General features: G+C 49.0%; 12 protein-coding genes and 2 pseudogenes. 6 read left to right on the top strand and 8 right to left on the bottom strand.

The window, feature by feature from the left end:
* Positions 1-75: 75 nt before the first annotated feature.
* The 8 genes and pseudogenes from EKO24_RS14405 to EKO24_RS14375 all read right to left on the bottom strand — a co-directional run bounded on the left by EKO24_RS14405 (position 76) and on the right by EKO24_RS14375 (position 7,774).
* Complete coding sequence (locus EKO24_RS14405; protein ID WP_127029317.1) at positions 76-510, bottom strand: type IV pilin protein; 435 nt, start codon at positions 508-510, stop codon at positions 76-78.
* A gap of 94 nt (positions 511-604) precedes the next feature.
* Positions 605-4,144, bottom strand: coding sequence for a pilus assembly protein (locus EKO24_RS14400; RefSeq protein ID WP_127029316.1), 3,540 nt, complete (start codon positions 4,142-4,144; stop codon positions 605-607).
* Positions 4,145-4,192: 48 nt separating this feature from the next.
* Positions 4,193-4,684, bottom strand: coding sequence for a pilus assembly PilX family protein (locus tag EKO24_RS14395; RefSeq protein ID WP_127029315.1), 492 nt, complete (start codon positions 4,682-4,684; stop codon positions 4,193-4,195).
* A gap of 11 nt (positions 4,685-4,695) precedes the next feature.
* The gene (locus tag EKO24_RS14390; protein ID WP_127029314.1) at positions 4,696-5,712 is read right to left on the bottom strand and encodes a PilW family protein; all 1,017 of its coding nucleotides are present in this window, start codon (positions 5,710-5,712) and stop codon (positions 4,696-4,698) included.
* Positions 5,709-6,185 carry a type IV pilus modification protein PilV gene (gene pilV, locus EKO24_RS14385; protein ID WP_127029313.1) on the bottom strand — a complete coding sequence of 159 codons (477 nt, stop codon included), beginning with the start codon at positions 6,183-6,185 and terminating at the stop codon, positions 5,709-5,711. Before pilV ends, EKO24_RS14390 begins: the two co-directional genes overlap by 4 nt.
* A 43-nt stretch (positions 6,186-6,228) precedes the next feature.
* Complete coding sequence (locus EKO24_RS14380; protein WP_421743937.1) at positions 6,229-6,612, bottom strand: GspH/FimT family protein; 384 nt, start codon at positions 6,610-6,612, stop codon at positions 6,229-6,231.
* Between the two features lie 60 nt (positions 6,613-6,672).
* Positions 6,673-6,759 (bottom strand): annotated as a pseudogene (locus tag EKO24_RS23650) (pilus assembly FimT family protein); the annotation flags it as partial.
* A 130-nt stretch (positions 6,760-6,889) separates the two neighbouring features.
* Complete coding sequence (locus tag EKO24_RS14375; RefSeq protein ID WP_127029311.1) at positions 6,890-7,774, bottom strand: fumarylacetoacetate hydrolase family protein; 885 nt, start codon at positions 7,772-7,774, stop codon at positions 6,890-6,892.
* Between the two features lie 105 nt (positions 7,775-7,879).
* Here EKO24_RS14375 and rpe point away from each other — a divergent pair, with 105 nt between their 5' ends.
* The 6 genes and pseudogenes from rpe to EKO24_RS14350 all read left to right on the top strand — a co-directional run bounded on the left by rpe (position 7,880) and on the right by EKO24_RS14350 (position 12,783).
* Complete coding sequence (rpe, locus tag EKO24_RS14370) at positions 7,880-8,557, top strand: ribulose-phosphate 3-epimerase (protein ID WP_143733233.1); 678 nt, start codon at positions 7,880-7,882, stop codon at positions 8,555-8,557.
* A gap of 112 nt (positions 8,558-8,669) precedes the next feature.
* Positions 8,670-10,157 carry an anthranilate synthase component I gene (trpE, locus tag EKO24_RS14365; RefSeq protein WP_127029202.1) on the top strand — a complete coding sequence of 496 codons (1,488 nt, stop codon included), beginning with the start codon at positions 8,670-8,672 and terminating at the stop codon, positions 10,155-10,157.
* A complete protein-coding gene (locus EKO24_RS14360; RefSeq protein ID WP_206667280.1) occupies positions 10,154-10,741 on the top strand; it encodes an anthranilate synthase component II in 588 nt (195 codons plus the stop codon). The genes trpE and EKO24_RS14360 overlap by 4 nt, the downstream gene beginning before the upstream one ends.
* 123 nt (positions 10,742-10,864) lie before the next feature.
* Positions 10,865-11,221 (top strand): annotated as a pseudogene (locus tag EKO24_RS23250) (IF-2-associated domain-containing protein); the annotation flags it as partial.
* Positions 11,222-11,239: 18 nt separating this feature from the next.
* Positions 11,240-12,274 carry an AAA family ATPase gene (locus EKO24_RS14355; protein ID WP_196240027.1) on the top strand — a complete coding sequence of 345 codons (1,035 nt, stop codon included), beginning with the start codon at positions 11,240-11,242 and terminating at the stop codon, positions 12,272-12,274.
* Positions 12,275-12,276: 2 nt separating this feature from the next.
* Positions 12,277-12,783 (top strand): cysteine--tRNA ligase, encoded by a 507-nt coding sequence (locus EKO24_RS14350; RefSeq protein ID WP_127029199.1) that lies wholly within the window; start codon positions 12,277-12,279, stop codon positions 12,781-12,783.
* The last annotated feature ends 5 nt before the right edge of the window (positions 12,784-12,788 follow it).

The following is a 12,788-nucleotide window of genomic DNA, read 5'->3' as shown; positions in this document are numbered from 1 at the left end:
ATTCCATCGTAAAAACGAATTATTTTATTGCGCCGAATAATGAGCGGATTTTATCGTCTTAAGCGATACAGAAAATCACCAACACTCGGCGACAGGGACGGAAGTTGAAACACCTTTAACGCCGGTTTGCGTTAACGATAACGTACCGCATCTGTCATTGGCCTGAGCGCCGGTTGGCGTCGCATATAGCGTATAAGTGCTGTCAGTTACTGCATTAATCGTTAGATTGTAATAGGCAGTGCCGCCACCTACCGGACTGGTAGTCGAAAAAATAGTCGGGCTTCCGGTATTGTTACTGGTCGTGCCTGCCCCTAAATAACTGTTCGTTTCCGTGAAATGCCGCTCCATCGCATTAGCTAACCCTAACAACGCGCCTTTCGCATCCGCCCGGCGCGATTTCATAACACTATCTTGATAGCTGGGATAAGCGATACCGGCAAGAATACCGACGATTACCACAGTAATCATCAGTTCTATCAGTGTGAAGCCATTTTGTTGCTGCTGTTTCATTCACTATTTCTCCTAAAGTTCAAGCATGGAAGCAACCGATAAGCATATCGGTTGCTTGGCATCATTAAAACAGTGATATCTCTTGTTGATAAATTTATTGAAGCTGCCGCCAGGATTGTCTATTGCCCGACGAACTTGAAAGATGTTGTCCTTTTACATTTAGAAGCGCTGCATTCTTAGTGCTACTAAAAATGAAGTCTTCCCGCTTTCCGTCTACAAGCACAGCAGGTGCACTAACGCCGCCATCAAGCTGTAAGCCTGACGGAGCAATATGAGTACCATCGGAAAGCGCTACCAAATCATCGGCGTTTATCATTCCATCCCCGGTAATATCCCAGGGTGCACCTCCTGCTGTACTCGGCAACTGACTGCCGGTCAATGCATCCAACTCCATTAACCAACTGGTTGCCTCGGAACCAGCACCACAAATCTCTGTTCCAGATGGAGGAATAGGAATTAAGGTAGTGAAAATAATGTGCCCGTTACGTAGCATTGGCGCATTCACGACGCGTTCACCATTGCTGGATAAATTCATATACCACCCTTTTTGGGTTGGGTAATTAACAGCGTTATTGGTACTTATCCGTAAACTAAGTGCCCCAACTGTCGCGACCTGTGTAATGGTCTGAGCTTGTAAATCAGTCTTTGCCACGGCGGCGTTATTATCCCAGATGCCATAAAAAGTCTGGGTTTGTGCGCCGGTCACATTATTGTCGATGGTTTCAAAATATTTGCCGGTACCGAAATACACCATAATGCCGGCAGACTGGCCTGATCCTATTTTACCGACTTGCGGCTTGGCCGTAATCGGCTGTCTCGTGGTATCGCAAGCACTTTGATTAGTGCAAGCAACAAACAACGGTGCCGGTGCCGACGTTGTACCGTAAGCGACTTTCCATTGATTATTATTCGAAGAGCTTACATCGAACTTCCACAGATTACCGAGTAAATCGCCCGCATAAATAACATCCACGATTCGGTCGTCATCCGTGTCAACGGCAATCGGCGAGGATAATCCATTCGGCGCAGTCGAACTTCCGGCTTTTGTATCGATAGCGGTAATGAGCCGGCCTGTCTGCACGTCAATAATGTATAACACCGCCAAGTTATTAACACTGCCATAACCATTGGCCACAATAGCCGCCCATGAGCCATCGTGCATTCTCACAATCGCCGGCTGCGGCAAAGTATAGCCCAAATTGCCGGCAAAACCGCGCTTCGCCGATGTATCCGAGGTTAGGTCGGAAGCCACAGGGCTGTCGCTGTCGCTGATTTCCCATAACACATTGCTGCCGCCGAAACTGCTCGGATTAGTCACATCCAGTCCAAACACCGCTTTGCCGCCTGCACCGGTCGTCCCCACCAGCATCGTATGCCAAGCGCTGCCGAAATACGCGTCGGCTACGCGCGGGGAACCATCCACCATATATTGATGGCTGTAGCCGGGCGACGATAGCGCATTAAGTCCGCTATAAACCGCGTTAGGGATATAAGCAAGGATTTCCTTACCCGCATCGGTACCCGATGAACTGGCATCAAAACCATGCAGCATCCCATCATTAGCTCCTACATAAACCATCTTGCGCCGAGAGGCATTGCTGGTCAGAAAAGCTTTATAAGACGAGCCCTCCGAACCCGATAATTTGTCATAACCGTAATTCTCATTACTGACATACACAGGATTGGAATTGACAATATCACCTAAAACCCAGGGATCGGGTGAAACCATAGCAAGCGTCGTTTTATCAAGGTGGGTTCGATTACGAAAAATCCTATCAGCCGCAGTCGCCGACCTTATACTGTCGGTATCGGTACGTGCCGGATTCATTTCTTCATGACTCCAATCGCCGCGTATATAGTTTAATCGCCACACTCCTTGATCGGTCGTACTGGAACAATTCGATATACCTAGCGCAGTTTTCTGGCTGGCCGTTAAATTGGCGCAAGTAAAAGTTACTCCCTTTGAAGTACCGGCAGGATTATAAGTAAAAATATTCCGGGAACCGAAAGCCGGAATATGCTCGGCAGCGTTCCATAAAACAGTTCCAATAGCGCCGCCATCCAGCTTGAGATTTCCATTAGCATCTTCACCGGAATCCAAAATCCCATTGCCATTGGTATCTTCGCTAGCACCAAGAGGAAACATTGATAAACTTCCCGTCCAGTCGGCGCTGTCGAACTTCCCTTGATAAATGGCAGAACCGGCATCCAGTTTTGCAGAATTAGCTACCGCCGAAGAAGATGAGCTGACTTTACTGACAATGCTTGAGGTAATATTATCCAATGCATCGGCCAGCGTTGTAGTATCCGTTGCGTAAATAAACTGACCACCGCCCTGAGTCGCCGTATCGATTAATAAAGGATTAACACCTGCTATCGAAGGATCAATCGCCGGGTCGGCAAAACCAACGGTATAAGTGGTAATATTATTTTTTTCCCCGTTGACCTTCGCCAAGTCCGGCCTTAAATCCATCTCATATAAAGCCTGGGCAACATCATCAAGATAATCGCTGGAACTACTACCGGCATTACTTATGCTTAGATTGGGGGACGCACCGTTACCGCCCGGATAAGCATAAGCTTTTTTCATATCGTAAGTGGTGCATAGGCTGCTGTTGCTACCGGAGCAATCACCGTCATAGTCTTGCAAATAAGTGCTGATATTCCTGTCCGATGACGGTAAGCCGTCACTCAAAATTATCACGGAGCTGGTTTGGCATACCCCTTGAATAGGGTTAGCGAGTGTTGTTCCGGTTGAATTCAAAATACTGTGGCTATTGAATACGGTATCTACCGTCGCGGTTGTTCTAGAGGTAGAGGGATGCAGCGTGAGATTCCCGGAATAGCCTGTTGCAAAATAGCGCCCAATATCGGACAACGTTTCCGCCAGCGGGGTACTGGAATTGGCGGTAAAACCGGCTATTTGAGTGGTAACTGCTGTTGCCTTGGCTGCATCCAGTTCGCCAATGGCGGTTAAAAGTTCCCCCCCCGTATCACCATTATATCTGGCAAGCCCTAACCTAACAGTGGGAGATGAGCCAGTATCGGGTACCAGTGCATTAACAAAACTGGTCGCGGCATCTTTGACAATTTGAAGCCTTGTTATAGAACTTATTACGCTGCCCAATGAGCCATTAAAAGCTCCATTATATGTGTTAAAAAACTTGTTTAACTGGCTGCCCGTATAAACACCTAATCCGGAAACATTGTAATATTTACTGCTGTTAAAACATTTTTTTCCACTCGAATTGCCGAAACGGGTGGAATTGCTGCTGGTACAGCTTCCAGTACTTGGACAAAATTTTGCGCTACCTGAAAAAACCTGCATGGTAATTACGCTGGTTGCACCTGCCGAGGTCGATGAACCGGAGGAGTAATAGTAGGTACTGCTGCAACTGGTAGAAGCAGATCCTGTAACGGCATTCGGTGCTAAAGGAGTGTCTCCAACTATCACAGTCTGATCCATCGACATCGAATTGTCCACCATCAGCATGATATTCGGTTTAGCCGCAGCCACTCCCAAATACAAAGGAGTTTGTGCCGGTGTAATCGCCTCCGCCGGTTCCAGTACTGTGCTTAAAATAACTCCGAAAAAAAGGACAATAGTCGTCTTTCGAATTTTATTAATGTCCATGCCGAACTCCTGAATACCGATGCATTATGTGAAGACAAAGTTTGGGATCTATCGTATGTAAGTGGATTGCAGCACGACTACGGCATTGGCGGTGCCGCCCGTGCCGCGAACAGTGATTCGGTACAGCCGGGAACCGCCCGTTGGAGGAGGCGCTCCGCCTTCGCAAGGCGAACACCCTCCAGTACTATCGGCGCTGCCTAAGTCTTCAATAGTATATAGCGGGGATTGGCTAACACCCGTCAGCATTCCGCCGCTATAAGTCGTCACCGCCGCATTCGTCCAATCGGTCGTCGATGCGCCGGTATAAAACGGCGACGTGCCTGTAAATAACGTAGGCGCTCCTGCCGTAGCCGCCTCGCCGGCTCGCAAAGCCGCTTCCGCGGCTTGAAAAGCAAGATTGGAATCCTTGCTGTTGCCGGCCATTTTCTCTTCAAGGCCGGTGACTTGAGTGGCGGTGATGCTGATCAAAGTCAGCAATAGCAACATGATCATGCTAATCGGCAATACCACGCCGGATTGATGTTTCAATGAAAAAATCATAACTCTGTTCCTCATGGGAGCCGATTGCGCAACGCAATGGTTGACGTAAAAACCCGCCTGATCCGCCGGTCGGTCGGCGTAACCGTTGCTCCATTGTAGGTGTAAGCTACCGGCTGCGCGGCTAAACCGTTATCCATGCTTCTGACTAAAATACTGATGCGGATACTGACTACTTGATTCATATTGAGTCCGGCAGGCACATAATAATTAGGTGTACCGTCCGGCGTGGCATCCGTATCGGCTCCATATAGAATTTGCATATTTTCAACACCTTCAACTAATTCGACAGGATTGGTTGTACTGACAGGTATGGCGTTATCCAGCCGCCATAATGCCGGTTCGCCGGCGGCGTTATTACGGATAAAAAAACTGTAGGATCGATAGGCCAGCACCTCGGCATCCGAACCGTATGCCTTGCTTAGATTGTTACCGGTATTATTACTACTGGAATGGGCGATAGACTGCTTTTCACTGCCGGATGAGGCGTTTGTTGCGATAAAAATATCCGTTGAGCTGCAATCGGAAACCATCACCACATCGCCGGCACTGATATTGCAACTGTTAGGTGCCGGTATTTGAATATTCGCGTTTACCGGAGTCAAATTACCGATTAAGTTAGCGCAACCTGCGCCAAAATGATAAGTCAGCGCGTCGGTGCCGGCGACACAGTTGGTACCGCCACAGGCGCTAGAGCTCCAATTATTAGCCACATTATCGCTGCCGATAAGCGGCGTGCTAAGACCGCCGACAAGCGTGACAGGAGCAAGACTCGGCAGGGCGATAACGTTAGGAATTACCGACCGCGATCCGCAGCCTTGGTATCCGATCATACGGTTATCCCGCGTTATAAAATCCATCGCAAAGCGGCCGTTTTCCTGGAGCCTGGACAGGTTTTCCTGCATTCTGTAAGTCTGCCTGGAACCGATGAATATCTGCATGATGCCGCCGACTAAAAACAGGCCCAGCAGCATGGCCACCATCAGTTCCACCAGCGTAAAACCTGTTTGCGAGCTTTGAGATTTTTTCATAATTGAAAGCTCACTAAGAAACTCGTGTTAGAACCATCGGGGTTGTCCTTCCAGCTAACGGTAATCGTAAAAACCCGCGTTGCCGCGACAACCGTTATTGTTCCTGTGCCGCTGGGCAGAGTGCCGGCTAAGGCCGCGTTCCACTGGAATAGATCGTTTTGAGCCATTTGCGCGCGGGTACAGCCGGTCACGGTTTCGCAACTCGCCTGAGCTGCCGCGCTTGTCGGAGCAATGGTAAGGTAGGTGCTGGCGGCAATAACGCTGCCGCTTGCCGGATCCAGGCTCTCGTTTTTATTGGCCCGCATCCTGTCGGCCATGTCGTAGGCCAACTGCGTGGCCTGGCTGCGATTATAAGCGCTCAAGTTATTCTTGATGCTGGCCGCCTGAAGCCCTGCCAGCCCAAGTAAGCCGACGGCTAAAACAAGCGCCGCGATTAAAATCTCAATTAGCGTAAATCCGCTATTTTTATTCATAAAGAATCACAACTAAATAATAACTATCGGTTTTCAGGCCGGACTAAGGACATGATGATGCAGTTCCCTCTGAAGTTTTTGGGCGCCCCAACGCATTTATTGCGATTGCACGTGAATTTGACGTATTGGTCGAACTGGTGCATAACCTGAAGGTGTCGCCGGTAGAGTCTAAGCTTAAGCCACTCGGTAAATAAGCCGCAAAAGTTTGGTAACCGGCATTTCCGGTTCTCAACGTAAAGCCGTTGGTTAAAGCAGGGTAGGTTTTCAGCGGCGTGTCCGCAGTATCAAGTGTGCCGTCTCCGTCCAAATCGGTGAAAATATCCCAACCGGAATCCCAGTTATTATTGGAACTTCCCTTTCTTCTGACGCTGACCTGCACGCCTCGTTTAACGGCTTCGCTACGAGCCAGATTTAACGAAGCAACCAACTCATTGGCATAAGTTGTTAATTGAATGCTTTGTATGGTTGAGTTAAAACCGGGTATCGCTATGCCGACAAGAATAGCCGCTATCGATATTGTGACTATGAGCTCGACCAGAGTAAAACCAAAGTTCTTTGTTAATCTGTTTCTCATCGGCGGCTAATCCCTACTTAATTATTGATTTCAAATATACTTAACGAACACAAAAAAACAACACTTCCTATCACGTTTTCTTACGATCAACTCAGTAAATGCTTACCTCAGACACAAGTATAGTTAAAAATTAGCGTGAAACCGACATGCCTCCAAAATCATCCGGCTCCTCGATAACCAGATTAACTAACGTTCCAACACCCTCAATTTCAATCCTCGCTGTTTGTCCCGGCAGCATATAACCGCGCGGTTTCATCTTTACGCCGACCCCGCCGGGCGTGCCCGTAGTAATAACGTCTCCAGGCTCCAGCGTCATTGCCTGCGATAAATAAGCGATCATTTCATAACAGTTAAAGATCATATACCGGGTATTGGAGTTTTGCCGCAACTCGTCGTCGATCCAGGTTTTAATGTCCAGGTTATGCGGATCGGCGATTTCATCGCTGGTCACTATCCACGGCCCCAACGGTCCGTGCGTATCGAACGATTTGCCCAGTGTGAACGTCGGCGAACGGAACTGCCAGTCGCGCACCGAAACATCGTTAGCCACCGTAAAGCCGGCAATTACTTGATGCGCTTTATCGGCAGAGACATGACGGCAGCGCTTGCCGATCACGAACGCCAGCTCGCCTTCGTAATCCAGCTTATCGGAGACTTTCGGCCGGTGTATCGCTTCGCCCGGCCCGATCACGCAGGTACCCTGCTTGGTGAAAAAACTCGGATACTCGGGCTTATCCAGGCCGGTTTCCTCGATATGGTCGGCATAGTTCAGGCTGATGCCCAAATATTTTCCGGGCCTTGGCACCGGCGCATGCAGTTTGACCTGGTCCAATACGATACGGTCATTGCCGCTGTCGATCTGCTGCTGCATCGCCTCCAGCGCGCGAGCGCCCGCGCTTAGAAAGTCGAGCATCGCGGCTGGGATTCTAGTATTATTTTTGCCATCGACAACAAAGTCGCCAACGACAGCGCCGACGCGGGTTTCGTGATTATGAGTGAATGTTACCAATTTCATGAATTAAGATTTTCCGTAAGGTTTTAACGGCGGCTATTGTAAACGTAAGAGTTTGCGTGAAAAAAAGATATAATTAATAATTTTTTAATTTAAGAGGATCAGAAAATGAACGAAAACTGGATTGCTCCATCCATCCTGTCAGCCAATTTCGCTAAATTGGGTGAAGAAGTCGATAATGTTTTAAAAGCCGGTGCCGACATTGTGCATTTCGATGTGATGGACAATCATTTCGTACCCAACCTGACCATCGGGCCTTTGGTTTGCGAAGCATTGAAAAAACACGGCGTGACCGCACCGATCGACGTGCATTTAATGATCGAGCCTGTGGACCGTATCATTCCCGACTTCGCTAAAGCCGGCGCCGATATTATTACTTTCCATCCCGAAGCATCCGTGCATATCGACCGCACGCTGCAATTGATCAAAGACAACGGTTGCAAAGCCGGCTTAGTATTCAACCCAGGCACACCGCTGCATTATCTGGACTACGTAATGGACAAACTGGACATGATTTTGTTGATGTCGGTTAACCCCGGCTTCGGCGGCCAGTCTTTCATTCCGTCTGCGCTGGACAAACTGCGTGAAGTCAGAAAAAGAATCGACGACAGCGGCTTGAACATCCGCCTGGAAATCGACGGCGGCGTTAAAACCGACAATATCCGCGCGATTAAAGAAGCCGGCGCCGATACTTTTGTCGCAGGTTCAGCAATTTTCGGCCAACCCGATTACAAAAAAATCATTGACGACATGCGCGCTGAATTGGCTAAAGCCGGAAAGAACTAAACATCTTTCGTTCCCACGCCGGAGCCCAAAATTGCTAAAGCGCCGACGTGGGAAACAGCGCTAGTAATCGCTCCAGCGTCATCGCGTTTGCACATACCCATTGAATACAAACATGACCCCAGAACAATTCATCCACTACGCCCAACAGGGCTACAACCGCATCCCGGTTTGCCGCAAGGTGTTGGCCGACCTGGACACGCCGTTAAGTGCTTACCTGAAACTGGCCGACGGCCCTTATTCCTATCTGTTTGAATCGGTGCATGGCGGCGAACAGTGGGGGCGTTATTCAATTATCGGTTTGCCCTGCAAGACCGTCGTTAAAATTACCGGCAACCAAATCCGCGTCGAACACAACGGCGAATTGCAAGAATCGCTGACGCACGACAACCCGCTGGTTTGGATCGAGCAATTCAAAGCGCGCTACAACGTGCCCGACATCGACACCCTGCCCCGCTTCAACGGCGGCTTGGTCGGTTATTTCGGCTACGAAACCATCGGCTACGTCGAACCGAAACTGCGCGGCAACGATAAAGACGATCCGCTCGGCAATCCGGACATCCTGCTGATGGTGTCCGAGGAAATGCTGGTGTTCGATAACTTGTCCGGCAAAATGCTGCTGTTGACGCACGCCGATCCCGCCGAAGCGGACGCTTACGACCGCGCCGTAGCCCGGATCAACGACTTGGCGGTCAACCTGCGCAAACTGCAAGCCAAACCGGAAAATCACAACACACCTAGACAAGTCGAGGAAGCCGATTTTGTCTCCGGCTTTACCCAACAAGGCTTCGAAGACGCGGTATTAAAAGCCAAAGAATACATCACCGACGGCGACATCATGCAGGTCGTGCTGTCGCAACGCATGTCCATCCCTTGCACCACCTCGCCGCTGAATGTATACCGGGCTTTACGTTGTTTGAACCCTTCACCGTACATGTTTTACCTGAACCTGGACGATTTCCATATCGTCGGCTCGTCGCCGGAAATCCTGGTCAGGCTCGAAGACAACCTGGTCACGGTGCGTCCGATTGCCGGCACCCGCCGCCGCGGCACGACGCCGGAGCACGATCTTGAGCTGGAAAAAGACCTGCTGGCCGACCCGAAAGAAATCGCCGAGCATTTGATGTTGATCGACCTGGGCCGCAACGACGTCGGCCGCGTCGCCGAAATCGGCTCGGTGCAATTGACCGACAAGATGATCGTCGAGCGCTATTCGCACGTGATGCATATCGTCTCGAACGTAACCGGCCAATTGAACCAAGGCAAGAATGCGTTCGACGTGCTGGCCGCGACGTTCCCGGCCGGAACCGTCAGCGGCGCACCGAAAATCCGCGCGATGGAAATCATCAACGAACTGGAACCGGTCAAGCGCGGCATTTACGCCGGCGCGGTCGGTTATATCGCCTGGTCCGGCAACCTCGATACCGCGATTGCGATCAGGACCGCCGTCATTAAAAACAACATGTTACATATACAAGCCGGTGCCGGCATCGTTTACGATTCCGTGCCCAGAAACGAATGGGATGAAACCATGAATAAAGGCCGCGCCATTTTCCGCGCCGTCAGTATGGCCGAGGCAGGTTTGGAAGGGGAACAATCATGAGCGTCAAAGTCGTCATGATCGATAACTACGATTCGTTCACCTACAACCTGGTGCAATATTTCGGCGAATTGGGCGCCGACGTGACCGTCGTGCGCAACGACCAAGTCACTGTCGAAGACATCGAAAAACTGGCGCCGGACAAGCTGGTCGTTTCGCCGGGGCCATGCACGCCGAAAGAAGCCGGCATCTCGGTCGAAGCGATTCTGAAATTCGCCGGCAAACTGCCGATCCTGGGCGTCTGCCTGGGCCATCAAAGCATCGGTTATGCGTTCGGCGGTAATATCATCCACGCCAAAAGCATCATGCACGGTAAGACGTCATTGGTTTACCACGAAAACCAAGGCGTATTCAAAGGCCTGAACAACCCGTTCACCGCGACTCGCTACCATTCGCTGGTCATCGAACAGCAAACGATACCCGATTGCCTGGAAATCACCGCCTGGACCCAGGACGAAGCAGGCAAGCTCGACGAAATCATGGGAGTCAGGCATAAGGAGTTGGACATCGAAGGCGTGCAGTTCCATCCCGAGTCGATTTTGACCGAGCATGGGCATGATATGTTGCGGAATTTTTTGGAAAGATAAATTCATCATCTATATCTAAATACCGTAATAAAAGCAGTAACAGGTCAAAATTTCATTTTTCACTAAGAAAATAGGTGGACTTAACTTGCTGAGAAACAAAAGAAGTACGCTAGTGAGGATGGGATGAATAATAAGACAGTGCGGCAATTGGCAGAGGTGGTCAAAATACCTCTGGAACGGTTATTAGAGGAACTGAAAGAAGCTGGCCTATCTGCGACTTCCCCTGACGACGTCATCAATGATGATGAAAAAATGAAGTTGCTTACGCATTTACGCAAACGTCATGGTAAAGACGGTGGCATAGCGGATAGTTCATTGAAACGTGTGACTCTTAAGCGCAGATCCGTCAGTGAACTCAAACAAGCTAGCGCCCCAGGCAGTACTACGAAAACGATTAGCGTTGAAGTCCGGAAACAGAAAACTTATATCAAACGTAACGAAAGTGCCGATTCTGACGAACAAAGAGAAATAGAATTGAGCTCAGACAAAATCACCCGAATGACGCTTAATAATTTGACTGTGTTTTCAGCGGTGGATCTTGAATTCGGACGTGATCTGAATGTAATCATTGGCGAAAACGGCACAGGCAAAACACATTTGCTTAAGACGGCCTACTCATCATTATCTGTAGGCTTCGAGGAGAGTCGTAAGCAAAAAACAACGCAACCCACTAAATCATTTCTACAGTCACGACTGGCAGACAAACTGGTTAGTGTTTTTCGGCCCGAGGCACTAGGCCGCCTAGTAAGACGAAAACAAGGACGAGAGCGATGTGATATTAGCTTAGTGTTTGAACGAAGCGATTGGGATATAGCATTCAGCTTTGCCACTAACAGTAAATCCGAAGTTAATATTGAAACGTTGCCTGAAACCTGGATAGACGTTTCTCCCGTGTATTTGCCAACGCATGAATTATTGACCCTAAACCCCAACTTTATTGCCGTTTACGAAGGACACTACCTTGAATTTGAAGAAACCTTGCGAGATACCTGTCTTCTACTCGGCGCGCCCATACAAAAAGGAACAAAGGAAAAACGAATTCGAGAACTTCTTGAGCCTTTAGAAAAAGCAATGGGCGGTTCCATAGTACTGGAACCAAACGGGCGTTTTCATTTAAAAACTGATAGCGGTCGCATGGAAATGACATTGATCGCGGAAGGCTTACGCAAACTAGGAATGCTCGCACAATTGATTGCAACGGGGGCACTTCTGGATAAAGGTTATTTGTTTTGGGATGAGCCAGAAGCCAATCTCAATCCCGTACTGATAAAACAAATCGCCAAAAGTATCCTGGACTTGTGCGACTCTGGTATTCAAGTGTTTATCGCCACACATAGCCTTTTCTTGCTGAGAGAGCTCGAAATTTTACTGTCCGATAAAAATCGCAAAAAAGTTGACGCAAGATTTTTTGGCCTTCATCAAACCGATGACGGCGTTAGAATCGATCAAGGTTCTAGCATTGGCGACATAGGCGATATTGCCGCGCTCGATGAAGAACTTGCGCAATCCGATCGTTTTTTAGCGATTGATTAATCATGCAACTTATTGATGTGGATGGGTTGAACTTTGAGTTTCCCGACGGCTGGCAAATTGGTAAATACGACGATTGGTCGTTTTATCAAAATCAATTCAAGCGAATGAAGATCGGAATCAAAGCGTTGGGTTTAATCGCGGTTGATCCGAGTAAGACCGCATGGCTTATTGAAGTTAAAGATTACCGCATCAACCGACGTACAAAGCCTTCCGATCTATCAGAAGAAATAGCTCATAAAGTTTTTGACACATTGGCGGCAATCATTCCATCTAAAATCCACGCAACCAATACAACTGAAAAACAGCTGGCTCGCGCGGTATCGGCGTCACATGAGTTAAGAATAGTCTTACATCTTGAACAACCGAAAAACCCTTCAGCTCTGTTTCCGCGCGCTATTAATCCCGCGAACGTACAACAAAAAATGCGGAAATTGCTAAAACCTGTCGATGCACATCCGATGGTGGTTGATATGAGCTCAATGAGAGAGCTTCAGCGGAAGGTGAGCTAACGAGT

The sequence above is a fragment of the Candidatus Methylobacter oryzae genome, from assembly GCF_003994235.2.
GTDB lineage: Bacteria > Pseudomonadota > Gammaproteobacteria > Methylococcales > Methylomonadaceae > Methylobacter_A > Methylobacter_A oryzae.
Note: the sequence above shows the minus strand (reverse complement) of the source record. Positions and strands in the feature narration are given on the sequence as shown.

What these genes read in the sequence shown, in the direction of transcription:
- EKO24_RS14405 (WP_127029317.1), bottom strand. Translation starts at nt 510, where the DNA reads ATGAAACAGCAGCAACAAAATGGCTTCACACTGATAGAACTGATGATT.
- EKO24_RS14400 (WP_127029316.1), bottom strand. Translation starts at nt 4,144, where the DNA reads ATGGACATTAATAAAATTCGAAAGACGACTATTGTCCTTTTTTTCGGA.
- EKO24_RS14395 (WP_127029315.1), bottom strand. Translation starts at nt 4,684, where the DNA reads ATGATTTTTTCATTGAAACATCAATCCGGCGTGGTATTGCCGATTAGC.
- EKO24_RS14390 (WP_127029314.1), bottom strand. Translation starts at nt 5,712, where the DNA reads ATGAAAAAATCTCAAAGCTCGCAAACAGGTTTTACGCTGGTGGAACTG.
- pilV (WP_127029313.1), bottom strand. Translation starts at nt 6,185, where the DNA reads ATGAATAAAAATAGCGGATTTACGCTAATTGAGATTTTAATCGCGGCG.
- EKO24_RS14375 (WP_127029311.1), bottom strand. Translation starts at nt 7,774, where the DNA reads ATGAAATTGGTAACATTCACTCATAATCACGAAACCCGCGTCGGCGCT.
- rpe (WP_143733233.1), top strand. Translation starts at nt 7,880, where the DNA reads ATGAACGAAAACTGGATTGCTCCATCCATCCTGTCAGCCAATTTCGCT.
- trpE (WP_127029202.1), top strand. Translation starts at nt 8,670, where the DNA reads ATGACCCCAGAACAATTCATCCACTACGCCCAACAGGGCTACAACCGC.
- EKO24_RS14360 (WP_206667280.1), top strand. Translation starts at nt 10,154, where the DNA reads ATGAGCGTCAAAGTCGTCATGATCGATAACTACGATTCGTTCACCTAC.
- EKO24_RS14355 (WP_196240027.1), top strand. Translation starts at nt 11,240, where the DNA reads ATGACGCTTAATAATTTGACTGTGTTTTCAGCGGTGGATCTTGAATTC.
- EKO24_RS14350 (WP_127029199.1), top strand. Translation starts at nt 12,277, where the DNA reads ATGCAACTTATTGATGTGGATGGGTTGAACTTTGAGTTTCCCGACGGC.